Origin of the sequence: Umezawaea endophytica (genome assembly GCF_025061645.1) — a bacterium.
GTDB classification, from domain to species: domain Bacteria; phylum Actinomycetota; class Actinomycetes; order Mycobacteriales; family Pseudonocardiaceae; genus Umezawaea; species Umezawaea endophytica.
Map to the genome: position 1 here is coordinate 122,744 of NZ_JANYMP010000013.1, position 23,282 is coordinate 146,025.

At 72.2% G+C, this 23,282-nt stretch carries 21 protein-coding genes; 3 read left to right on the forward strand and 18 right to left on the reverse strand.

Annotation, left to right across the window (positions count from 1 at the left end):
- Positions 1-15: 15 nt before the first annotated feature.
- The 12 genes from NZH93_RS26100 to NZH93_RS26155 all read right to left on the reverse strand — a co-directional run bounded on the left by NZH93_RS26100 (position 16) and on the right by NZH93_RS26155 (position 13,456).
- On the reverse strand, positions 16-2,334 hold the full coding sequence (locus tag NZH93_RS26100; RefSeq protein WP_259625836.1) for a lantibiotic dehydratase: 2,319 nt from the start codon (positions 2,332-2,334) through the stop codon (positions 16-18).
- Positions 2,331-3,680, reverse strand: coding sequence for an aminotransferase family protein (locus NZH93_RS26105; protein WP_259625837.1), 1,350 nt, complete (start codon positions 3,678-3,680; stop codon positions 2,331-2,333). The genes NZH93_RS26100 and NZH93_RS26105 overlap by 4 nt, the downstream gene beginning before the upstream one ends.
- Entirely contained in the window at positions 3,677-4,153 is a 477-nt protein-coding gene (locus NZH93_RS26110) for a GNAT family N-acetyltransferase (RefSeq protein ID WP_259625838.1), read from the reverse strand. Before NZH93_RS26110 ends, NZH93_RS26105 begins: the two co-directional genes overlap by 4 nt.
- Positions 4,150-5,451, reverse strand: coding sequence for a crotonyl-CoA carboxylase/reductase (gene ccrA, locus NZH93_RS26115; protein WP_259625839.1), 1,302 nt, complete (start codon positions 5,449-5,451; stop codon positions 4,150-4,152). Before ccrA ends, NZH93_RS26110 begins: the two co-directional genes overlap by 4 nt.
- Before the next feature lie 24 nt (positions 5,452-5,475).
- A complete protein-coding gene (gene aepY, locus NZH93_RS26120; RefSeq protein WP_259625840.1) occupies positions 5,476-6,621 on the reverse strand; it encodes a phosphonopyruvate decarboxylase in 1,146 nt (381 codons plus the stop codon).
- Positions 6,618-7,496, reverse strand: coding sequence for an isocitrate lyase/phosphoenolpyruvate mutase family protein (locus tag NZH93_RS26125; protein WP_259625841.1), 879 nt, complete (start codon positions 7,494-7,496; stop codon positions 6,618-6,620). The genes aepY and NZH93_RS26125 overlap by 4 nt, the downstream gene beginning before the upstream one ends.
- Positions 7,477-8,409, reverse strand: a complete 933-nt coding sequence (locus NZH93_RS26130; protein WP_259625842.1) for a transketolase family protein — start codon at positions 8,407-8,409, stop codon at positions 7,477-7,479. The genes NZH93_RS26125 and NZH93_RS26130 overlap by 20 nt, the downstream gene beginning before the upstream one ends.
- Positions 8,402-9,205, reverse strand: coding sequence for a transketolase (locus tag NZH93_RS26135; RefSeq protein ID WP_259625843.1), 804 nt, complete (start codon positions 9,203-9,205; stop codon positions 8,402-8,404). The genes NZH93_RS26130 and NZH93_RS26135 overlap by 8 nt, the downstream gene beginning before the upstream one ends.
- On the reverse strand, positions 9,202-10,068 hold the full coding sequence (locus NZH93_RS26140; RefSeq protein WP_259625844.1) for an aminotransferase class IV: 867 nt from the start codon (positions 10,066-10,068) through the stop codon (positions 9,202-9,204). The genes NZH93_RS26135 and NZH93_RS26140 overlap by 4 nt, the downstream gene beginning before the upstream one ends.
- The gene (locus NZH93_RS26145; RefSeq protein ID WP_259625845.1) at positions 10,065-11,255 is read right to left on the reverse strand and encodes an MFS transporter; all 1,191 of its coding nucleotides are present in this window, start codon (positions 11,253-11,255) and stop codon (positions 10,065-10,067) included. Before NZH93_RS26145 ends, NZH93_RS26140 begins: the two co-directional genes overlap by 4 nt.
- Before the next feature lie 61 nt (positions 11,256-11,316).
- On the reverse strand, positions 11,317-12,555 hold the full coding sequence (locus tag NZH93_RS26150; protein WP_259625846.1) for an enolase-like domain-containing protein: 1,239 nt from the start codon (positions 12,553-12,555) through the stop codon (positions 11,317-11,319).
- Positions 12,548-13,456 (reverse strand): phytanoyl-CoA dioxygenase family protein, encoded by a 909-nt coding sequence (locus NZH93_RS26155; RefSeq protein ID WP_259625847.1) that lies wholly within the window; start codon positions 13,454-13,456, stop codon positions 12,548-12,550. Before NZH93_RS26155 ends, NZH93_RS26150 begins: the two co-directional genes overlap by 8 nt.
- Positions 13,457-13,833: 377 nt before the next feature.
- Between NZH93_RS26155 and NZH93_RS26160 the strand changes: the two genes are divergently transcribed.
- Positions 13,834-14,007 (forward strand): hypothetical protein, encoded by a 174-nt coding sequence (locus tag NZH93_RS26160; protein WP_259625848.1) that lies wholly within the window; start codon positions 13,834-13,836, stop codon positions 14,005-14,007.
- 97 nt (positions 14,008-14,104) lie between these two features.
- Here NZH93_RS26160 and NZH93_RS50810 read toward each other — a convergent pair whose 3' ends face one another.
- Positions 14,105-14,656, reverse strand: coding sequence for a LuxR C-terminal-related transcriptional regulator (locus NZH93_RS50810; RefSeq protein WP_259625849.1), 552 nt, complete (start codon positions 14,654-14,656; stop codon positions 14,105-14,107).
- A gap of 240 nt (positions 14,657-14,896) precedes the next feature.
- On the opposite strand from NZH93_RS50810, the gene NZH93_RS26170 reads away from it, so the two are divergent.
- Positions 14,897-16,252, forward strand: a complete 1,356-nt coding sequence (locus NZH93_RS26170; protein ID WP_259625850.1) for a serine hydrolase domain-containing protein — start codon at positions 14,897-14,899, stop codon at positions 16,250-16,252.
- A gap of 24 nt (positions 16,253-16,276) precedes the next feature.
- On the opposite strand, the gene NZH93_RS26175 is transcribed toward NZH93_RS26170, so the two are convergent.
- From NZH93_RS26175 to NZH93_RS50815, 4 genes are read right to left on the reverse strand one after another with little or no spacing between them, the layout of a single operon-like run.
- On the reverse strand, positions 16,277-17,299 hold the full coding sequence (locus NZH93_RS26175) for a GNAT family N-acetyltransferase (protein ID WP_259625851.1): 1,023 nt from the start codon (positions 17,297-17,299) through the stop codon (positions 16,277-16,279).
- Positions 17,296-18,222 carry a sporulation-delaying protein SdpB family protein gene (locus tag NZH93_RS26180; RefSeq protein WP_259625852.1) on the reverse strand — a complete coding sequence of 309 codons (927 nt, stop codon included), beginning with the start codon at positions 18,220-18,222 and terminating at the stop codon, positions 17,296-17,298. Before NZH93_RS26180 ends, NZH93_RS26175 begins: the two co-directional genes overlap by 4 nt.
- A complete protein-coding gene (locus NZH93_RS26185) occupies positions 18,210-18,800 on the reverse strand; it encodes a hypothetical protein (protein ID WP_259625853.1) in 591 nt (196 codons plus the stop codon). Before NZH93_RS26185 ends, NZH93_RS26180 begins: the two co-directional genes overlap by 13 nt.
- Positions 18,797-18,937, reverse strand: coding sequence for a hypothetical protein (locus tag NZH93_RS50815; RefSeq protein WP_259625854.1), 141 nt, complete (start codon positions 18,935-18,937; stop codon positions 18,797-18,799). Before NZH93_RS50815 ends, NZH93_RS26185 begins: the two co-directional genes overlap by 4 nt.
- 189 nt (positions 18,938-19,126) lie before the next feature.
- Between NZH93_RS50815 and NZH93_RS26195 the strand changes: the two genes are divergently transcribed.
- On the forward strand, positions 19,127-22,207 hold the full coding sequence (locus tag NZH93_RS26195) for an AfsR/SARP family transcriptional regulator (protein WP_259625855.1): 3,081 nt from the start codon (positions 19,127-19,129) through the stop codon (positions 22,205-22,207).
- Positions 22,208-22,222: 15 nt separating this feature from the next.
- Here the strand turns inward: NZH93_RS26195 and NZH93_RS26200 are convergent, their stop codons facing one another.
- Positions 22,223-23,230: a helix-turn-helix transcriptional regulator gene (locus NZH93_RS26200; protein ID WP_259625856.1), complete on the reverse strand. Its 1,008-nt coding sequence runs from the start codon at positions 23,228-23,230 to the stop codon at positions 22,223-22,225.
- Positions 23,231-23,282: the final 52 nt, after the last annotated feature.

Genomic DNA, 23,282 nt, shown 5'->3' on the forward strand with positions numbered 1-23,282 from the left:
GGGACTCCTGACCGGCTAGGTGGCCTGCCGCGTGTAACCGAACCTCAGCTCGCATGAACGCCTCTCCTCGTCGACGGCAAGCCACCAATTCTGCCGTTCGGGCAGCATCTCGGTGAACAGGGCTCCCCCGCCCCGACGTCGCCAGGTCTTGAGCAGGGCCCACACCAGGTGGACGCTGTCGAAGTCGACGTAGGTGACCTTCGTTTCGCCGTCCACCTTCACGTAGACCCGCTTCGGCAGTCCCGACTCGCGCGCGAGTCGGCGCGCGGCGGCGAACTCGCCCGCGCTCCAAGCCTGGTGCGCGAACAGGTCGCTCCAGTCGTCGAACCGGAGGCGCCACGCGCGGCGCTGCACGACGGTCCTGCCGTACTCGACCCGTGGCAGGTGGCGGACGCCGTCCGGCATGGGGAGCGCGAACTCGCGGGACGGGAACGCGAACGGCCGCAGCGCGCTCCGGCGCTCCGGGAAACCCACGGGGGCCGACGCGGTGGTCAGCCGCAGGTACCGGCGGAGCTGCGGGGAGTGCAGGCGCAGCCGTCCGCCGACCCGGCGCACGTGCAGATCGGCGAGCTGGAGGGTGGGCTGGTGCCCGCGCAGCGCGCTGCGGCCCTGGACCTCGACGTGGGGGATGGGCAGGTGCACCTGGACGTTGGTCTTGCGGTCGTGGGACCGCACGAGTTCCGCGACCAGTTCGTCGGCCTCCGCGGCCGCGGCGTACCCGCTCCCGGCGTACTCGACCACGGCCTCCCGTTCGGCGTCGTCCTGGAACACGGACAGCGCGCAGTGGCTCAGGAGTTCGCGCTGGACCTGGAGTTCACCGAGGACGAGCCGGTAGTCGCCGGAGCGGATCGCGTCGACGCTCGGCGAATCGATCATGAGGTCCACGTTGAGGACGGCGCCGCTGGAGGACACGCCGCCGAGTTCGTCGACCAGGCGCCTCACGTCGTCGGGGGACAACGTGACGCGGTCGGCCGATCCGCTGTTCCCGAGGACGGCCGCGAGGAACTCCCGTTGGTAGGCGAGGATTTCGTCGTCGGCATCGTCGAACGCGGCGTCGAGGACGTCGGTGTCGTCGACCCACGCGCGCGCGTAGTCGAGGAACGGAACGCTGGTGGCCGCACCGAACCGGTGGTCGAACCACCGCTCGGCGGCCCGCGAGGTCAGCCGGTGGTCGCGTTCGGTGGGCAGCCACAGCAGGTCCCACAGCGGCCCGAGTTCACTCAGGTCCTCGCGGAGTCGCCCGCCGATCGTGAAGGTGTCGAAGGGTTTGCGGGAGTCTTCGTAGAGGAGGCTGCGGTCGGTGTAGAACCGGCCCGCTCCCCGCGTGGCGGGGTGACCGGTGAAGCGGGTGAACGCCTCCCCCATCGTGGTGAGCAACTCCTGGCGGCGCGCCAGGTCCGCGGTCTCGAAGTCGGCGCGGTCGCGCTCAAACCCGTCGAGCACCGTCAGCACCTCGTGATCACCGGTTCCGGCCAGCAGGTCGCGCAGGTGGCGCAGCGGATCGCTGATCCCCGTCGGCACGTCCAGGCCGTGCGTGACGACCTCGCGGTCGAGCAGCTCCCGCAGTGCCGAGTCGAAGCCGGAGTGACCATGGGCGGTGAAGCGGACCCGCAGCGCCGCGACCGCGGTGTTGCCGTCGACGAGGTCGAACAACGCGGTCGCGGCGGGGGAAACCAGGGTCGGGTCGGTGGCGGGCGACCACCGCCCTCCGCCGAGCAGCACCCCCGTGACCCGGCCGTCGCGGATTCGGAGGGTGGGGACGCGCCGGGGCCGCGCGGCGTCGAGGACACCCGGCCGCGTCGCGAACGCGTCGGCCAGTGCGGCGACCGCCCAGTGGGTCAGGAAGGTACGGCGGCGCAGAGGGTCCGAACCCGGTTCGACGGTGATGTTGGGCGCGTCCTCGTCCGCCAGCCGGGCCCAGGTGCTGGGGCCGAAGAAGCTCGCGCTGTCGTTCTTCATGCAGAAGCGCTGGAGGTAGTTCGCGATCGTGATGGCGGCCTGCCGGTCGTTGCCGCTGCGCCGGGCGTGCCCGTCCAACCAGCCGCTGAGCGCGGGGAAACCCGCCTGGTTGGACAGGAAGACGGCCTCGCGGAAGCGCGGGTCGGCACCGAGCAGGCGCAGTCGACGGCTCGCCTCGCGGACCCGCTCGTCGAACGCCGCCTCGCTCTCGCCGTCGACGGGCGACTCGACCGGGTGCGCGGACCGGATGAGGTCCGAGGGGAAGCCGGTCATCCGCAACAGGAAAATGGTGCTGACGCGCCACCGGTCGCGCTCGATCCAGGGTTTCGCGCGGGGGTCCACGTCGTCGACGTCGAGTGCTCGTGCCGGCCTCATCGTCGCCCCTCCAGCAGGTCGGCCGCGGTGTCGAGGGCGGTGCGCAGCCGCCGCAGCATCTCGCGGAGGTCGTCGGGCGCGGTCACCAGCGGGGGCGCCACCGTCAGGTGCGCGGCGGGAACGCCGTGGACGAGGCAGGCGCCGGGGAGCACCACCACACCAGCGTCCAGTGCGAGGTCGGCGACGGTCCGGGCCCACGTCCCGGCCGTGCCGGTGGACGGTCCGGGGACGCGCAGCTCCACCGCCGCGAGCAGGCCTTCCGACCTGACGTCGCGGACGGCGGGGCAGTCGCGCAGCCCGGCCAGCTCGCGGGCCAGGTCGACGCCCAGGTCCCGGACGTGGTCCCGGAGGCCGGGTTCGGTCAGTCGGCGCACCGCGGTCAGCGCGACGGCGACCCCGATGGGATGGCTGTTGTAGTTGTGGCCCAACAGGTTCGCGCCGGGCGGGAGCGCCGCGACCACCTCGCCGGAGGCGAGCGTGGCGCTGATGGGCGAGTAGCCCACCCCCAGGCCCTTGCCCACGCAGACCAGGTCGGGGCGCAGGCCGACGAGCGTGGACGCGAACGGCGGCCCCACCCGGCCCAGCGCGGTGGTGACCTCGTCGGCGATGACCAGGAACCGGTGGCGGCGGCGGAGGTCGTGCAGCGCGGCGACGAACTCGGCGGGCACCCGCCTGCACCCCGCGGCGTGCGCCGCGATCGGTTCGACGACCACCGCCGCGACGGTTCCGCCCTCGGGGCCGACGAGGAGGGCCTCCAGCGCCTCGACGGCGCGGGTGGCGCAGTCGTCCTCGCCGTGCGGGTCCGCCTGCCGGTGGGGGCAGAACGGCGTGGGCACGGACAACCGGTGCAGCAGTAGGCCTTCGAACGGCTCCAGCGCCGCGGAGGCGCCGGTGCAGGTGAGCGCTCCGGGCGTGGAACCGTGGTAGGACAGGCCCAGTCCCACCACCCGGCGGCGCTCGGGCAGGCCGCGTCCCTGCTGGGCCAGCACCGCCAGCCGGATCGCCGCCTCGACGGCGTTGGCGCCGTTGCTGGTGAAGGAGGTGTGCGTGATCCCTTCGGGCGCGAGGGAGACGAGGAGCCGGGCGAGGTCGACGGCCGCGGGCGATTCCCCGATCGCCTCGTGCAGGTAAGGCAGGGTGGAGGCGGCACGGGTCATCGCCTCGACGATGTCGGGGTTGGTGTAGCCCAGCGCGGTGGTCATCGACCCCGACGCGGCGTCCAGGTAGACCGTGCCGTCCGGCGCGAACAACCGCACCCCGGCGGCGTGGCTGAAGACCGGGCGGGGCGCCTGACCGGGCACCCGCCGCAGCAGCGGGTCCGTCCGGGTGCTCGGCGACGCGGTCACCGGTCCACCTCCAGCAGGCTGCTGTGGAAGTCGAGGAAGAAGTACGCGCCCCGCTCGTGCAGTTCCGGCAGGGACCGGAACCAGTCGAGCACCTGGGGCGTGGAGGTCTTGGTGAGGAACGTGCTGGCGCCGCGGTCGGCCGCCAACCGCCACGCCGCGCGGATCATCGTCGTGGAGATCCCGCGACCCCGGTAGGCGGGGTCGACGATCATCATGTCGCCGCGCGCGTGCAGGTAGGTCGGGGCGAGGATCGGGGTGATGTCGAAGAAGCACAGGCCGACCACCACTCCGCGGTGCCGGGCGACGACGGCGCCCTTGCCGTCGCCGTCGCAGTACCGCTGGACGACCTCGCGGCAGCGCGGGTCGTCCGCGGACGACCGGTAGCGCGGTCCGAGCGCGCCGTTGACGAGTTCGACTATCCGGGCGAGGTCGTCGACGTGGGGCGGGCCGTACTCGATGTCGGTGTCGCTCATGGCTCCTCGACGGGGTCGTGGGTGGACGGGACGGCGCGGGTGGAACCGGTCGACGAACCGAGGCTTCGGAGGCCCTTCGCGGGCGCGTTCACGAGGACCGCCATGTTCCCCGGCGGGTGGGCGTTGTCGCGCATCAACTGGTGCGCGAACCCGACCTCGTCGAGGTCGCCGCACCAGGACAGGCACGGGTCGAGCCTCCCGTCGGCCACCAGCGCGGTGACCTCGCGGCACTCCCGCGTGTTGGCGTAGTGCGAACCCTGCAAGCGCTTCTGCCGCATCCACAGGTGGCGGAGGTCGACGTCGCCGTTGTAGCCGCTGGTCCCGCCGCAGATCACCACCATGCCCGCGGTGTCGCACACGTACATCGAGGTGGGGATCGTGTCCTGCCCGGCGTGCTCCAGCACGATCCTCGGCGACCTGCGTTCCCCGAGCACCTCCCAGAACCGCCTGCCGAACGCCCGCGCGCCGGACGTCCACCGGGCCATGGCGGCGCCGTCCGCCACGTCCGGCAGACGACCCCAGTGCTCGAACTCCCGACGGTCGATGACCCCCGCCGCGCCGAGCCCCACGCAGTGCTCGGCCCGCGAGTCGTCGGACACCACGGCGACCGGGATACCCCCGAACGAGCGCACCACCTGGATGGCCATGGAGCCGAGACCACCGGACCCGCCCCAGATCAGCACCGGGTCGCCGGGCCGCACGACGTGGGGCGGCCACCCGCGCAACTGCCGGTAGGCCGTCGCGCCGGTGAGCATGAAGCACGCCGCCTCCTCCCAGGTGAGCCGCGGGGGCTTGGGGTGGCACTGGTACTCGTCGACGACGGTGAACTGGGCGAACGAGCCGTAGTTGTTCTCGTAGCCCCACACCGCCTGCGACGAGGAGGTCATGGGGTCGGCGCCGAGCCTGATGTCACCGGCGGTCTCGTCCCACTGGCACCCGGCCAGGACGACCTCGGCCCCGACCGCGACGCCGCGGACGTCCCGGCCCACCGCCCAGACGACGCCCGCGCCCTCCGAACCGCCGATGTGGAAGTCCGTCGGGTCGCCCCTCTTGCCGCGAGCCGCGATCACGTCCAGCGGCGACCCCAGCGCGGCCCAGACGTTGTTGTAGTTGATGCCTGCCGCCATCACCAGCACCAGCACCTGGCCGGGGCCGACGGGTGGCACGTCGACGCGCTCGACCCGGAAGGCGTCCTTCGGCGGACCGTACCGGTCCCGTCGGATCACCGAGGCGTACATCTGTTCCGGCACCACTCCGAGCGGTGGCACCTCACCCACTTCGTACCAGCGTTTCGCCATCGGCGAGTCCTCCCCACAACGCGGCTATGTCCGTCCTGACAGGAATTCGCGGAACCGGCGCGCCACCTCGGACGGCGGCACGGTGGGCCTGCCGAGGTCGGGCAGCGAACCGGGCTGGACGCGCAGGTGCACGAAGGACGGTCCGGGTCGTGCCTGCGCGGACTTGAGGGCCTCGGCGAACCCGCTGAGGCCACGGCACTCGTAGACCTGGCGGTACCCGCACGCGCTCGCCAGACCGGGGAAGTCGACCTGCGCCGAAAGGCTGCGCTGGCCGCCGGTGGAGTCGTGGACCTGGTTGTCCAGCAGCACGTGGACGAGTCCGGGCGCGGCGTGGGCGCCGATGGTCGCGAGCGTGCCGAGCCGCATCAGCGCGGCACCGTCGCCGTCGACCACCACCACGGGCCGGGAGCTGTGCCGCGCGACGCCGAGCCCGACGGCGGAGGCGGAACCCATGGCGCCGACCAGGTAGAAGTGCTGCGGGCGGTCGGCGAGGGTGAACAGCTCCCGGCTCGTCTTGCCGGTCGTCGAGATCACCGCGGCGGTGTCCGGGATCGTGCCGAGCAGGCATTCGACGCTGTCGACGCGGCGCGGCGCGGCCGAGTCGGGTTCGCCGCAGCGCACGACGTCCGGCCGCACGGGAACGGCCGGCTCGGGTTCCGACAGGGCCGTGGGTTCGACGGTGCCGCGCCGCAGCACGAAGGCGTACGGCAGGTCGTCGCGGCGCATGGCGGCCCAGCCCGCGTCGAGCGCGGCGCCCAGCCGATCGCCGTCCGACGGCAGCACGGCGTGGCCGACACCCATCAGCGACAGCAGGTCCGGGGTGACGGCGCCGAGCAGCTCGTGCTGCGGTTCGTCCGCGAGACCTGGCTCACCGCGCCAGGTGACGATCAGCGGCACGGGGATCCGGCAGGGGTGCGTGAGCGAGGTCAGCGGGTTGACCATGTTGCCCAGCCCGGAGTTCTGGCTGATCACGCACGTGGTGGCGCCCGCGAGCCAGGCGCCCGCGGCCAACGCCAGCGCCTCGCCCTCGTGCGTGGCGGGCACGTACCGCACCGCGGGGTCGGACGCGACGCGGTTGATCAACGGGGTGAGGTACGAGCAGGGCACGCCGGTCAGCTCGACCACACCGCGCGCGGCCAGTTCGTCGAGCAGCGCGTGGGCACCGATCATGGCGTGTACCGCGCCTCGTCCTCGGCGAGCTGCGCGTAGCCCATCAGGGCGAAGACCTCGTCCAGGGACGCGATCGTCGGCTCGACCTCGGCGGGCCCCTCGGTGCGCAGCACGCGGCAGGCCTGGCGCATCGCGGTCACGGCGGCGCGCATCGTCTGGTTGGCCCAGATCACCCCGCCGATGCCCAGCTCCGCGTACACCTCGGGGGCGGTGTCGTAGTAGGTGGTCGGGGACACCACGAGCGGCAGCTTGCCGCCCCACTCCCGCGCGAACTCACGGATCTCGTCGATCGTCGACTGCCGCGAGTGGATGAAGATGGCGCCGGCGCCCGCTTCCCGGTAGGCCTCGGCGCGCCGGAGCCCCTCCTCGACGCCCGCGCCCGCGATCAGCGCCTCGACGCGTGCGGCGATCACGAAGTCCGGGTCGCGCACGGCGTCCCGGCACGCCTCGACCTTGCCGCAGAACTCGCCGATCGGGGCGAGCGCGTGCCGGTCGCCGACGAAGGAGTTCATCTTCGGGAAGACCTTGTCCTCCAGGCACACCCCGGCCGCGCCGATGCGCTCCGCCTGGGTGGCGAACCGCCGCGCGGTGTTGAAGTTGCCGTACCCGGTGTCGCCGTCCACGAGCACCGGCAGGTCGGTCGCCTCCACGACCCTGGCGACCAGTGCCAGCAGGTCGGTCCACGACGCCTCGTCGCTGTCGCGCAACCCGAGCGCGGTCGACATGCACAGCCCCGACGCCCACAACGCGCCGAAACCCGCCTCCACGGCGATCCGCGCGCTGAGCCCGTCGTAGGCGCCCATGATCGGGGTCGGCTCGGGCCCCGCCAGCAGTTCGCGCAAGCGCGCACCGGGACTAGTGCTGGTGACCGTCATCAAGTTCTCCCCTGGTCAGGGATCGCACCACGCTCGCGATCCGTTCGGTGGTCAACCCGTAGAGCTGGAGCAGTTCCCCGTGGTCGCCGGAAACGGTGAACACGTCGGGCACGCCGATCCGCAGGTGGGTCGCTCCGGACCCGCTCGCCGCCTCGGCCACCGCGCTGCCGAGTCCCCCCGTCGTGGAGTGCTCCTCCACCGCCACGACGGCGCGCGCACTCCTCGACACCTCGCCGAACGCGGTGTCGGGGAAGGGTTTGACCGACACCACGTTCAGCACGCCGACCCGCTCCCCCGCGCGGGGCACCGCGTCCAGCGCCGACGGCAGCAGCGGCCCGGTGACGACGACGAGCACCTCGGGGTCGTCCGCTCCCCAGTACCGCCACCCCTCGGCCAGCGAGCCCCGGTCGTGGTCGGGCACCGCGGCGGAGGGGTTGCGGCTCAGCCTGAGGTAGGCGGGTCGGCCGCGGTCGACGGCGAGCCGCAGCAGCGGCAGCACGTCGGCGTCGCACGCGGGCACGAGCACGGCGAGGTTCGGCACGGCGCGCAGCACCGCGACGTCGCTCGTCGAGTGGTGGCACGCGCCTTCCCGGCCACCGGAGAGCCCGGCGTAGTGGCCCACGAGGACGACCCCTAGGTCCTGGTGGGCGACGGAGTGGGTGATCTGGTCGAGCGCGCGGTTCACCAGCATGGAGGCGAACGCGCAGGCGACCGGTCTGGCGCCCGCCAGGGCCAGGCCCGCCGCCACGCCGACCAGGTTCTGCTCGGCTATCCCCACGTTGAAGAAGGAGTCCCCGAACCTGTCGGCGAACAGCCGCGTCCGCGTCGACGTGGCGTTGTCGCCGTCCAGGACGACGAGGTCCGGAACGTCCTCCGCCAGCTCGACCAGTGCCGCACCGAACGCGTCACGCACCGCGTGCTCCTCCCACGAGCTGCCGCACGTACCCGCGCAGCAGGGCCACGTCCTCCACCGAGTGCCAGGGCGAGTCGCCCTCCATGAACGGCACGCCGTACCCCTTGGCGGTGTGGGCGATGACCGCGCGGGGACGGTCCGCACGGGTCAGCAGCGCGTCGTGGACCTCCTCGACGTCGTGCCCGTCGATCTCGTCGACCTCCCAGCCGAACGCGCGCCACCGGTCGGCGAGGGGCTCCAGCGCGAGCACCGACTCGGTCGGCCCGTCGTGCTGGTGCCGGTTGCGGTCGACCACCGCCGTCAGGTTCGCCAGGCCGAAGTGGGACGCCGCCGCGGCGGCTTCCCACACCTGGCCCTCCTGGAGTTCGCCGTCGCCGAGCAGCACGTGGACGTGGGCGGGGCTGCCGCGCCTGCGCAGGCCCAGCCCGAGCCCCACCCCCAGCGACAGGCCCTGGCCGAGGGAGCCGGAACTGGCCTCGACACCCGGTGTGCGGAGCCGGTCGGGGTGGCCCTGCAACACCGAACCGATCTCGCGCAGGTCGCGGGCGAGTTCGGTGGGCAGGACCCCCACGTCCTCCAGCAGGACGTACAGCGCGGGCGCGCCGTGGCCCTTGGACAGGAGGAACCGGTCGCGGTCCGGATCACCCTCGACGACACCGCGCAGCACTCGGCGGTACGCCACGGCCAGGATGTGCAAGCAGGACAGCGAACTCCCCGGATGTCCGGAGCCCGCGTCGGCGATGAGCCCCAACGTGCGCAGGCGCAGTTCGGCGATGTCGTCCTCGAGCCCGCTCACCACCGCACCTCGGTGAGGAACTCGTCGTCGGGCCGCTCCAGCGGCAGGGCGGAGTACCAGTGGCACAGGTCCGCGGCGAGCCCGTCCTCGGCGAGGGGCCGGTCGCCGATCGACCGCGCCGCGACCACGCCCAGCGACGAACTGGTGAGCAGGATCGAGTCCGCGCCCCCGAGTTCGGCGAGGTCGATCGGCCTGCTTTCCCAGCGCACGCCCTCGCGGAGCGCCAGGTGCCTCAGCACCTTCTTGGTGACACCGGCCAACGCACCCTCGCTCGTCGGCGGCGTCACCAGCACGCCGTCGCGGATCATGACGACGTTGGCCCGCGATGCCTCCGAGACACGGCCGTGCTCGTTCCACACCAGCACGTCGTCGAAACCCGCCGTCCTCGCGGCGGCGACCTCCCGCCGCACCCGCAGGTAGCCGCTCGGGCTCTTCACCGCCCGCGGCAGGTCGCCGGACACCCGGCGCGCGGCCGTCGCGGTGGTGAGCCGTGGCCGCGGGCTCGCGTATCCCGCCACCGGCAACGAGAACACCGCCACCGCCGCGCGCCGGTCGCACAGTTCGGGGTCCACGCCGTAGGCGAGCACCCGCACGCGGGCGAACCCGTCCTCGGGGCAGTCCCGGAGCGCGTCGGCCACCCGCCGGAGGAGTTCGCCGTCGTCGACCTCCAGGTCGAGCAGCGCGAGGTCGGCCGATCTGCGGAACCGGGCCACGTGGTGCGCCAGCCCGTACACCAGCGCGCCGCGCCGCGTCCTCCACGCCCGAAGGCTGTCGAAGACCGAGGCCCCGTACAGCACGGCCGACGACAGCAGCGGGATCTGCGCGGTCGCACCGGCCACCGCGGCTGAACCACCCTTGCTCATCTCGCTGACACCTCATTCGTCCCAGTTCTCGGCAACCACCTGAACGGGTCGGCGGTGCGCGCGAGCACCGCCGCGCACAACGCGGTCACACCACCGACCCCGACCAGCACCCACCGCACACCGACGACGGCGACCAGGAACCCGGACACCATCGTGAAGGTGATCATCAACGCGTCCAGTCCGCTGCGGGTCGACGCGATCATCCGTCCCCGCAGGTCCTCTGGCGCGCCCTCGTGCAGGTTGGCCATCAGCAGGATCATCAGCACGTTCAACGACCAGCCGCTCGCTACGCGCAACGCCGCCGCGACGGCGAACCGGTCGGCGAACGGCAGCGCGATCAGCGCGACCCCCGCGACCGCCACCGTGGCCACCACCGCCGTCCTCAACTCGACCCTCCTGCCGACCGCTGTGGCCGTGAAGGTCCCCAGCACGGCACCGACCGCCGCGAACGTCGCGAGGAGGCCGTACTCGCTCGGACCGCCGTGCAGCACCGTCGTCGTGTAGACGATGAGCGTCACGGTGGTCGTCCCGGTGACCACGCCGACGACGCAGTTGACGGCGAAGGCCGTCCGCGCGGCCGGGGTGCGCGCCGAGTACGCCAAGGCGCCTTCCCGCCGCTCCCCCACCCACCGCGCCCGGACACGGCCACCCGCGGGCACCGCGAGGAACCCGATGGCGCCGTTCAGCACGAACGTCGCGGCGTTGACCCAGTACACCGCCGTGCCGCTGCCCAGTGCGACGAGGCCGCCCGCCGCGGCGGGCCCGAACAACTGACCGACCCGGCGGCACGACATGACCACCGAGTTCGCGCGCAACAGGCGGTCCGGCTCGACGAGCGGCAGGCAGGACTGCTGCGCCACCAGCATCGCGCGGGACGCGAGGCTGATCACGGCGATCAGCGCGACCACCACCGGCAGCGCGGCGGCGACCGTGAAGCACGCCAGGAGCGCGCCGCCGGAGGCGTTGCCCCACAACAACCACGGCCTGGGTGGCAGCGCGTCGATCAGCACGCCGCCGACGAGCGCTCCCACCAGGCTGCCGACCCCGTAGGCGGCCATGCCGAACCCGACGACGGCCGCCGATCCCGACAGGCCGTACAACGACGTCGCGATGCCGATGAGGAACGCGATGTCGCCGAACTCGGCGACCCCCGCGCCGAGCGCGACCACCGCAAGTCTCGTCCGCACTGCCACCTCCTGGAGCGAATCGGCTGCCACTAAGGGGTTCAAGTCCTCGACGGAGGGCGTCTCACGGTGCCAGCACGCGGATCAGCTCGTTGACCTTCATGATCCTGTCCATCCTGGACGGTCCGCCGACCTTGACGTACGCGGCGTTCACCGCGATGGCGAGGCTGCTGAGGAAGGAGTCCTCGTTCTCCCCGCTGCGCTGCGACACCACCAGGGAGGAGTTCGCCGCACGCGCCGCGCCCGCCGCGGTGAGCGACTCGGTGACGGTTCCGGCCTGGTTCGGTTTGACCACAACGGTGTTCGACCAGCGGGCGCGGGCACCCTCGGTGATCCGGTCGCGGTTCGACGCGTAGAGGTCGTCACCCGCGATCATCACCTCCCCGCCCACCTCGGCGGTCAGCGCGGCGAAGTCCGCGGTCTCGGTGGCGGCGAAGCCGTCCTCGACGTAGACCAGGCCGTACGCGGCGATCCACTTCCGGTACCGCTCGGCGACGGCGGCGGGCGTGAGCGGCTCGTCGGCCCACGGGAACGCGTACGCCCCGTCCCGCCACACGTCCGACGCGGCCAGGTCGAGGCCGAGCTTGAAGCCGTCCGCGACGCCGAGCCCCACCAGCGCCGCGGCGAGGAGGTCCAGTCCCTCCTCGCACGAGCGGAGCGGTGCCGACACCGCGCCCTGCTGGCTGTCGGCACCCTCGTACCCCGCGGCGTGGCACAGCGCCCGCACCCGGTCGCGCACGCGGACACCGACCTCGACCACGTCCCGCAAGTCCTGCCCCGTGACGGGGAAGAGCAGGAACTCGATGTGCGGAACGCGGGACGACGGCCCGAGCCCCCCGTCGACGATGTTGAACGCGGGCAGCGGCGTCGTCGGCGTCCCGGCGGACGCGAAGGTCCGCAGGTGCTCGTGCAGCGGGACTCCCCGCTGGAGCGCGCCGAGCTTGGCCGCCGCCATCGACGTCGCGACCGTGACGTTCCCCCCGACCGAACGCCGAGCCGTCGTGGTGTCGAGTTCCCGCAGCACGCGGTCCACCTCGACGACGCTCGCGGCGTCGACACCGGCCAACGCGGGTGCGACCCGGTCCGCCACGACCCGCAGGGCCGGGTCGACGGCGGCCAGCCGGGGCTGGGCGCCCTCGTCCTCCACCTGCACTGGTTCGAACTCGCCGACGCTGGACCCACGCTGGGCCATCGAGCGCGCCTCGCGCCCCGCCCGGTCGACCACCGTCACCTCGACCGCGGCACGACCGTTCGAGTCGTAGAGCCCCCGCGCGGTGACCTCCGCGATGGCGCGGTCAGACACGCCTACCAGTCCCTCCGACCGCCATGACGTCCCCCTGGTCGACGGGCTTGTAGAAGTCCGACGGGTGGACGTGCTCGCCGAAGTCGCCGAACATGCGGCGCAGCCGCGGCGACATGCGCCCCAGCACCCCGGCGGGCTGGGTCAGGTAGTCGTGCGGCCGGTGCCAGAGGTGGCCGTAGCGGAAGATGAACGTCTTGCGCACGCGCTTGGTGTTCGGCGCCACGGCGTGCCACAGGGAGTACGGGAACAGCAGGACGTCACCCGGCTCGGCCTTCACCTCGACCGCGTCCGGCGGCAGGACGCCCCGGCGCAACGGCTCGTCCAGTTCCTCCATGTAGCACAACGCGTTCTGGTCCGCGGGCAGCTTCCGGTGGCTTCCCGGCACGAGCAGGAAGTTCCCGCAGTTCGACTCGGTGACGTCGGTGAGGAAGACCTGCGCCTTCACCTGGAGGTCGGGGCTCCCCGGCGCGAGCTGCACGCGCTGGAGGTACTCGCCGCCGTCCGTGTGCCAGTACTCCAGCGCCTGGTCCCGCAACGAGCGCACGAAGACCTCGGTGCCCAGGACGTGGACGCTGTTGTTCAGCACGGTCATCAGCGGCCCGACCAGTCCGGGGTGGTCGAGGAACTCGTCGAGCCCCGCGGACCGCGTGACCGCGTTGCGCACGCGCACCGTGTGGTCGAAGTCCGCGAAGCTCGGGTGCTCGTCGATCGTCAGCACGTCGTCGGCCAGCACCTCGTCGACCACCGCCAGGCCCCGCTCGACCTCCGCCGCGGTGAACACCTCCTTGAGGTGCAGGTACCCGTTCTCGTCGTAGTCGCGCACCTGGTCCTCCGTGAGCGGCAGCCAATCCTGTCTGCGACTTGTTCGCATCGTCGACTCGCGCGCTGCGGTGATCTCCACGAGAATCCTCCTCGGCATGTCCGACCTGGTGCGAGAACGAATGTCGAACGACGGGTCGCACTTCACTTCCACACTTGTCCCACCGCGTTCACCCCGCGCCGGTCAACTCGATTCCGCCACTCAGGTCTAACCAACGAGCGCATCTCCGTCAAGGCCGAAAAACGAACGCGAAAACCCTGCTAAACCACGCCTGAACTGCGCCTATGCCCTCAATTACCACTCGCGACCATGTCCACGACCCGACCAGGTCACCGGAATGACCCCGTCAATTCCACGAATTCGACACGCGCGGCCGTGGAACGTGATCCCGAGCGCGTGACACGCTTATCGAGCGGGTGAGAGAACCACCCGCTCCACACAACCCGACGGAGGTAGTGATGGCAATTTCGGTTATCGTCGAGGAAGACGGCCTGACGGTGCGCAACATCGGCGGCGGTACCGCGGTGGCCACCGAGGAGAGGCCCGGCACCGCGGCCCTCCACGTGGACTGCGACGACTTCCGGCAGTTCCTGAGCGACGCCAAGACCGGCAAGTTCGACGACCTCGTCTGATCTCCTGCGCTGACGAGCACGCGAAGGTGACCGTCCGGGGTGGCCGGAGCACCGCTTCGGCCACCCCGGACCTCCGGCGGTGGACCGGGCAGGCGACCTAGCCGAACACGACCCCGGCCGCCGCCGCGGCGGCGAGGAGCGCGGACCGGGAGTTCACCTCGAACGCGGCGAAGAGCCCCTGGATCTCGCGCTTCACCGTCGACTCGGAGATGTGCAACTGGTCGCCGGTGGCGGCGTAGGAGCACCCGGCCGCGAGCTTGGCCATCACGGCCATCTTCCGCTCGGACAGGCGCGGCATGTGCTCGGCCGCGTCCCTGATCCGCAGCGAGACCGGGGCCAGACCGGTGGTAACCGCGGTGATCGCCTCGGGGAGGTGCTCGAGTTCGTCGGTGGCCACGATCCCGTTCACGGTCCCGGCGGTGAACGCGTCGATCGCCCTGCTGGCCTCGGCGGGCTGGAGGGGCACCACGAGGATCACCGCCGCCGCGTGGTGGGACCACCGCTGGCCGCCCGTGCCCGTGAGCCGGACGTCGGCGCCGTCGGAACTCCGGCACAGCGTCCAGCGCGGGTCCGCCTCCACGATGTAGTGGGCCGCCTGCGACACCACCAGATCACTGACGTCGATGACGATCCTGGTTTCCTGTTTCACCGCGTTACCCCCTGGAACGGTCCAAGTGCGCGCGGCGGTCGCCCCGGTGCCGCGCTCCCGGACGTCTCGCGCGGCGACCACCGGTGCGGTGGTCGCCGCGCGGCCCATCGACCCCCCGGTCCGTTCCACGCTGGCAGAGGCCGCTACCGGTCGACTACTCGACGGCACCGCGGGCGCCCGAATGGCGGGACAGCGCCGGTTTCCCGGTCCTGGGTAGGGTGCCAACGGGAGGATCCGTTGATGAACCGAGCGCGCGCTGCCGCCGCGTGGATCGCCGGGACGTTGCCCGGTCTGGTCGAACGGCACGACGTGCCGGGCGCCCAGGTCGCGGTGCTGGTGGACGACCAGGTCGTCTGCGGCTCGGCGGGCGTGCTGAACACCGCGACGGGAGTGCCCGTCACCGACGACGCGCTGTTCCAGATCGGCTCGATCACCAAGGTGTGGACGGCGACCCTGGTGCAGGAGCTCGTCAACGACGGGCTGCTCGACCTGGACCGGCCTGTGCGCGACCACCTGGCCGACTTCCGTCTGGCCGACCGGTCCGCGACCGACACCGTGACCGCCAGGCAGCTCCTCTGCCACACCGGGGGTTTCGAGGGCGACCTGTTCACCGACACCGGGGCCGGTGACGACGCCGTCGCGAAGTACGTGGCCACGCTGGCGGACGCCGCCCAGGTGCTGCCGCCCGGCGAGCGGTTCTCCTACTGCAACAGCGGTTACGTGGTGCTCGGTCGCCTGGTCGAGGTGCTGCGCGGGAAGCCGTTCACCGCGGTGCTGCGCGAGCGGCTGGTCACACCGCTGGGTCTGCCGGACGTCGCGACGTCGATCGGCGAGGCGATCCTGGGGCGCCCGGCCGTGGGGCACGTCCGGTCCACGGCGACCGATCGTCCCCGGCCGGTGCGCGTGTGGTCCGCGGCCCCTTCCACCGGTCCGGCGGGCGCGCAGCTCGCCATGAGCGCCCGCGACCTGCTCGGCTTCGTGCGCGCGCACCTGGCACGCGACGACTTCCACGCGATGCGGGTGCCCCAGGTCGCCGTCCCGGACCTGGGGATGGTCAGCGGCCACTGGGGCCTGGGGTGGGCGCTGCCCGACTACGGCGGGCCGCTCGTGCTCGGCCACACCGGCAGGACGGCCGGGCAGCGCGCGTTCCTGCGGGTGGTGCCGGACGCGGGTGTCGGCGTGGCGGTGGTGGCCAACGGCGGCGACGTCTACCCGGTGTTCGCCGAGGTGTTCGGCCACCTGCTGAGGGAACTGGCCGGGGTGGTCCAGCCCGACCTGCCCGTTCCACCGTCGGATCCCCGCCCGGTCGACGCCGGTCGGGTCGCGGGGACGTACCGGTCGCCCGTCGCCGACAACGTGCTGCACGTCGACGCGGACGGGCGCGCGTGGCTGCGGATCTCACCCCACGCCACGCCGTCCGACCCGACCCCCTTCACCTCGGACCCGATCGAGGTGGTCGCGCTGGGACCGGACTCGGTGATCACCGTGGCACGGGAGGAGGGCGCGCACTCGGTGATCGGGCTCGTCGACGACGAGAGCACCGGCCGGGTCCGGTTCCTGCACACGAGCCGCGTGATCCCCCGCGTGCCCGGATGACCTCGGCCGCGGGCCGGGCGCCGGTCACCTCGTGGCGAGGTCGGCCTCCAGTTCGGCGAGGTCGCGGTTGACGGCGATCATGGTCCGGACCGTGGTGAACCCCAGTTGGTGGTTGACCCTGCTCATGTGCGCGTTGCCCGCGCCGGTCGTCGTGTAGATCCGGTCCAGGTCGGGGCGGTCGGCCAGCAGCCAGTGGATCAGGTGCGCCTTGACGCACCGCCCGAGCCCGTGCCCCCGGTGCGGCGGCAGCACCGCCGTGTCCCGCTGGAACCCCCAGAACGGCCGGTGCGGGTGCAGTTCGAGTTCGGTCAGGCCCACGACCTCGCCGGTGGCCTCGTGCACGGCAACGACCGTTCGCGACTCGATGTTGTTCTCCCGCAGCTCGGCCTCGCGAGCGCGGACCCGCTCCGCCGTCCACGCGGGCTCCTGGTAGCCCAGGTCCCCCACCGGCGCGTCGCGCATGGCGGTGCGGGCGGCGGCGAACGACGCGACGAGGTCGTCCGGCGCGACGTCCGCCCAGCGGCGCAACCGGTAGCCCGCGGGGACGTCCTCGCGCCACAGGGCCCGATCGGTCTCGGGGATCACCAACGCCTGCGTGAGGACCGTGTGCACGGTGTGGAAGTCCAGCGACTTCGCCCACCGCTCGCCGTCGCTCCCCTTGGTGATCTGCCAGGTCTCGACGAGGGTGCGGTCTCGGGCCCGCAGCTCCGGGACGACGGTCTTCAGCACCGCCGTGCCGATGCCCTGCCCGCGGACGCGCGGGTGGACGACCACCTCGGTCAACCCGATGTGGCTGCTCTCGTCCTCCAGGAAGTAGACGATCGCGAGCCCCACGACCTCACCGCGCAGGCGCGCCACCCAGTAGGCCACCGGCCCGAAGCCGACGAACGGGTTCTCCAGGCGCCCCAGCACGTCCTCGTAGGACAACCGGGGTTCGTCCGGGCGGTCCGTCTCCTGCCTCGCCACCATCACCTCGTAGTAGCCGCGGAGATCGCTCTCGGAGGCGTGCGCGGGATCGAACGGTTCGACCTCGGGACCTGCTGTCACGAACGTCTTCCTTCCTCGATCGCGACGCCCTGCCGATCAGCGCGCCGCTGGGGGGTCGTGGAGGCGGAGCCGATGACCAGCACCGCGATCATGACCATGCCGAAGCTCATCAGGCTCATGAAGAACATGATTCCCAGGTGGAGAGCGATTCCCAGCACGAGTGCGACCACCCGGACCTGCCGCGGCCCCAGGATCGCCAGCGCCATCACCACCTGGACGCCGATCACCGACCACGACAGGGCGGCGACGAACCAGTACGAGGTCGACATCGGCGCGAGCAGGTCGCGGGCGGAGGTCGGGAACCCGTACTGGGGGTGGTTGACCACGACGGACATGGCGCTGCCGTGCTGCCACAGGGGATCCATCAGCTTGGCGGTCACCGCGCCGAGGTAGATCAGGCAGACCTGCACGCGCAGACCGAGGTGGGCGGCGAACGCGCTGCCGCGCCACGACGGCGCGAGCGGGCGGCGAACGGGATGCCAGTGCGACGGGCGGTCGTCACCGAGGCACACGGGGACCAGCAGCATCGTGGCGACCTGCGCGATGGTGTCCCCGCCGTTGGCCATGTCCATGGCCGCCGCGAGGCTGAACGAGACGTACCAGTGCGGCACGCAGGTCCACCTCGGGCTGACACCGAGCAGCACGAGCACCAGCACCACGACCACGACGACCCGGCTGGTGAGCAGACCGGACCCGGTCGGCCCGACCAGGCACCAGAGCGAGGCCGCGCGGACACCCGCGCACCGCAGGCCGTCCGGCAGCTCCGCAGTGCGGATGAAGAGGTCCGAGTCCGAGCTGAAGAGGATCGTGAGCAGGGTGGCGGCGGCCAGCAGGCTCCGGCCGACGGCCAGGGGCGCACCCCGTGGCTCGAACTGGTCGATCGCGCGGGAGAGCCGCCGCGCCACTCCGTTCACGTCGGGCATTCGAGGTCCACGAAGGCGATGCGGTACACCTGCCTCGGATGCTCCGGGAGCCGGTGGGAGACCAGCGTCGACGAGCGCTCGACCGTGATCGCCAGGCGACCGCACAGCACCGGGTCGCGGAACCGGTTCTCCGCGCGGTGCGGGGTCACCCCGCCTGCCATCCTCCCGCACTCCAGGACCTCTGGTTCGTCGCACGGAAACCAGTGCTGATCGGGTATTCGACGCGCGACCGCGCGCAGTTCCGCCGCTTCCGCGTACCCGGCTCGGCTGAGCCCCCACGACCACGTGCTCCACCGGCGGCGCTCGGTCAGCGGGACCAGCCGTGGGCTACCGGGGTCGACCCGGTAGCCCACGAGCAGATCCCTGTCGAGATCCACGAAGAACGTCCAGCGCTGCGGCCAGACCTCCAGGTAGCCCTGGAGCCGATCGCGCAGCCCGGAGACGTCCAACGCGGCGAGCCACGTGAGCACGAGGCTCGTCACGAGCACCGTCGCGGTCAAGGTGAACCCGTGCAGACCACGCGCGTCGCCCCCCTCGGGCTCTTCACCCGGCCCACGAGCGGCATCCTCGCGGATCACGTCCCCTGACTGCACACTTCCTGGCCGGAGCCTTCGTTCACCACGCTGTTGTCCGCGTACGGTCCGCTCACGTCGGCGGAAGAACCACCCGCCGTCAGCACCACGACGAACACCGCCGCGGACAGCGCGAACCCCACTGATAGCGCCTTCTTCACGTATCCCCCTACTGGTGAAGTCGTCGACAACGCGCCGTCGGCCCTTCCCCTTCATCGGGCCTTCCGACTTCATCCACTATGGCAGCATGGACTACCTGATCGCTATCGAGTCGCTACTCGCCGCACACGCCTTCCCCTGTGGCCCGAGTCGAACCGAGGAGAGTCGTCACGGTGGAGTTCCGGATCCTGGGGCCGTTGGAGGCGCGGTCCGGCGAACGCCCGGTCCGCGTCGGCGGCGCACGGCAGCAACGGCTCCTCGCCCTGCTCCTGTTGTCCGTCAACCGGGTCGTCCCGGTCGAGCGCCTCGTCGACGAGCTGTGGGACGCCGCTCCCCGGTCGGCGCGCCAGCAGATCCACAACGCCGTGGCGAGCCTGCGGCGCACGCTTTCCCAGCACACCAACGATGTGGGCATCAGGTGGATCGAGGTCGGCTACCGGCTGGACGCACCGGAGGCGTCCATCGACGTGAACCGGTTCCTCGGTCTCCTCGACGAGGCCCGGCAGGCGGAAGCCGGTCAGCGGTGGCCGGAAGCGGTGGCGGCGCTGCGGGTCGCGCTCGACCTCTGGCGGGGTGACGTGCTGGCGGGGCTGGGCGGGGCGACGATCGAGAACGCGGCCACGAGGCTGCACGAGCAGCGGCTCACCGCCGTCGAGGACCTGATGTCCCTCCGCCTGCGGACCGGCGAGACCGGGTCGGCGGTCGGCGAGCTGCGGCAGCTCGTGACCGAGCACCCGTTGCGCGATTCCCTGCGCATCAGCCTGATCCGAGCGCTGCACCGCAGCGGACGGCAGGCCGACGCGCTGGCGGTGTACGACGACGGCCGGAGGATGCTGGCCGAGGACCTCGGGCTCGACCCGAGTCCGGAACTCCAGCGGATCCACGCCGACGTGCTGCGCGGCACGGCGGAACCAGCGCCCATCGCGACCCCGTCCGAACCGGGCGGGGACTCGCCCGACCGCGGCCGGACCAGGTCGTCCCTCCCCTACGACACCAACGACTTCTCCGGCCGGTCCGCCGAGCTGGCGCGGCTGCGCGCCGCCACGAGCGGCACGTCGGCGACCGCGATCACGATCTCCGCCGTCGACGGCATGGGAGGGGTCGGCAAGACGACGCTGGCGATCCACCTCGCGCACGAGGTCGCCGCGAACTACCCGGACGGCCACTACTTCGTCGACCTGCACGGCTTCACCGCCGGCATGAGCCCCGTGCCCCCGGAGCAGGCGCTGGACGTGCTGCTCAGCGCCAGCGGGGTGGCCCCGGAACTCATACCGTCCACTGTGGAGGGTCGGAGCGCGCTCTGGCGCTCGGAGATGGCGGGCAAGCGGATTCTGCTGGTCATCGACAACGCGGTCAACGCGGCGCACGTGCGGCTGCTGCTGCCGGGAGCCGCGGGCGCGCTCGTGATGGTCACCAGCCGCAGGAAGCTCACGGCGCTGGAAGGCGCGTTGCCGCTGTCGCTCGACGTCCTGCCACTGGAGGACGGGGTCACCCTCTTCGCGAAGGTCGCCGGGGCGGAGCGCGCGGCGGCGGAACCCGACGCCGTCGCCACCGCCGTCGAGCTGTGCGGTCGCCTGCCGCTGGCCATCCGGATCGCCGCGGCGCGCTTCCGGGACCGCGCGGGCTGGACCGTCGGGGAACTGGTGAACCGGCTGCGCAACCACGCGCAGCGCGTCCGGTTCCTCGAGGTCGACGACCGGGGCGTCATGGCCGCGCTCAGGGTGTCCTACCGCTACCTGCCCCCGGCGCGGCAGCGGTTGTTCCGACTGCTCAGCCTCCACCCCGGCGGCGATTTCGACGCCTGCGGCACCGCCGCGCTGACCGGCCTGCCGTTGGACGAGGTCGAGCAGCACCTCGACTCGCTGTTCGACGACAACCTGTTGAAGCAGAACACGACCGGGCGCTTCTACTTCCACGACCTGGTCCGCGACTGCGCCCGCCAACTGCTCACCGAGGAGGCCGACGACGCGGCGGAGCGCACCGCCCTCGGTCGGCTCCTCGACTACTACCTGCACGCCGCGCACACGTGGTGCGGGCACCACCACAACGCGATCTACGGCGACGCGCCGCTGGTGGACCACGTGCCCGAGCACCTCCCGGTGCCGTCGACCGCCCAGAAGGCCGTCGCGATCCTCGACGTGGAGTACGACAACCTCACCGCGGTCGCGCGGTTCGCCGCGGAGAACGGCTGGCACCGGCACGCCTGGCAGCTCGTCTGCGCCCTCCAACCCCTGCTGAAGCTGCACAACTACGGCGGGCGGTCTTACGACCTGTTCGAGGCCGGCGCGCGGGCCGCCCTCGCGTCCGGCGACGTGCGGGGCGAATCCGCCTGCCTCCAGGGCTTGGCGGCCGTCTGCCGTGATCACCGCTCCACCGCCGAAGCCAGGAAGCACATCGAACGGGCGCTCGACCTGAGCAGGCGGATCGGGGCGACGGACAGCGAGACCGCGCAGTTGATCGACCTCGGCAACCTGTACCTGCACGAGGACCGGCTGCTCCAAGCCCGGACCATCTTCCAGCAGGCCGAACCCTTGACCGAGCGGGGCTCGACCACCTTCCCGAGCCTCGCGGTGGCGAACAACCTGGGCGTCATCTGCGGCGACCTGGGGGATTTCGAGGAGGCCCTGGTCCACCTGCGCCGCGCGGAGGCACTGGTGACCAAGGAGGACACGCGGTCGGCGCAGTTCATCTCGTGGAGCACCGGGTCGGTCCTGCACGCCATGGGCGCGCACGAGGAGGCCCGGCGGGAGTTCACCCGCGGCCTGGAGATGAGCACGGCCTCCGGGAGTTCCCACGGCGAGGCGTTCGCCCTGCTGGGTCTCTGCGGTGTCAACCGGTCGTCCGGCCACCTCGCCGAGTCGCTCGACCAGGGCCGCCGGGCGCTGACCACCGCCCGGCGCTTCGAACTGCACGTGGTCGAGTGCGAGGTGATGAACTGCCTGGGCGAGACCGCTCTCGCCCTGCGGGACGTGGACCGGGCCGAGCGGACGTTCGAGCTGGCGAGGGACGTCGCCGACCGGTTCGGCATCGCGCGCTACCGGGCTCGCGCGCTGGAAGGCCTCGCCCACGTCGCTTTCCGGCGCGGGCAGCGGGCGGAGGCGAGGCAGTACTGGGAACAGGCGGCGGCCACCTATCCGACGGGCATGGTGGACGTCGAGTACGCGCGCCACCACCTCGCCGCGCTCGACGACGAGGCGGCGGTCTGCTTCCGTTGCGCCGTCTCGGGGAAGCCGCTTTCCGCCCGCCGGGGCTGACATCGCGGCGCGTCGTCAGTCCACCGCGCGGACGTAGCGCCTGCCGAGGACGCGGAGGTGCTCGACCAGGCCGGGCGGTTCGGTGACGTGGAAGTCGAGGCCGAGCATCCCGATGTAGACGGCGATCAGCTCCAGGCTGTCCGCACCGGTCAGGAGCACCGACGTCGACTCGTCGACCGCCTCCACCACGCCGACGGTCGGGTTGATCCGCGCCAGCACGGCCTCCGCGGGCGCGAGCACGGTGATCCTCGCGTGCACCTTCCAGCCCGCCGTGGCCACGTCGCGCAGGACGAAGCCCGTGTAGTCCCCGCCGGGCAACGGCACCGGGGTGAAGCGGCGGCCGGTCGCCATCCGCAACGAGAGCCAGTCGGCGCGGTACGTGTGCCACGAGCCGGTCTCCGGACCCCGTGCGACGAGGTACCAGTGCCGCTCCCAGCTCACCAGCCGGTACGGCTCCACCAGCACCGGCCACTCCCCGAACGGCGCCGAGGCGTCGTTCCGCCGCGGGGCGTCGTCCGAGCGGGCCGGGGCGGTGTAGTCGAACCGGAGGAGTTCCGAGTCGCGGACCGCCGCCGCGATCGTCGCCAGCACGGCCGCGTCCACCACCGGGTCCACGACGTTGCTGCCGGTGTTCGCGGGCCCTTCCGCCATCGCCTGGTGCAGGGCGGTCACCTGCCGCCGCAGCCGGTGCGGCAGGACCTGCTGGAGCTTCGTCAACGCCCGTTCCGCGCTGTCCTCGATGCCCGCGACCCCGCGTCCGGCCCGCAGCCCGATCGCGACCGCCACCGCTTCCTCGTCGTCGAGCAGCAGCGGCGGCAGCTTGGCCCCGGCGCCCAGCCGGTAGTGCCCGGAGGGTCCGCGCACCGCCTCCACCGGGTACCCGAGTTCGCGCAGGCGGTCGACGTCGTTGCGGATCGTCCGCCCGGTGACGTTCAGCCGTACGGCGAGTTCCGAGCCCGGCCACGCCGGTCGTGACTGCATCAGCGCCAGCAGGGCGAGCAGCCGGGACGAGGTTTCCAACACCCGTCGAACATAGAGGAACCAACCGTTCCTATACAGCTCCTACCGTGGTGAC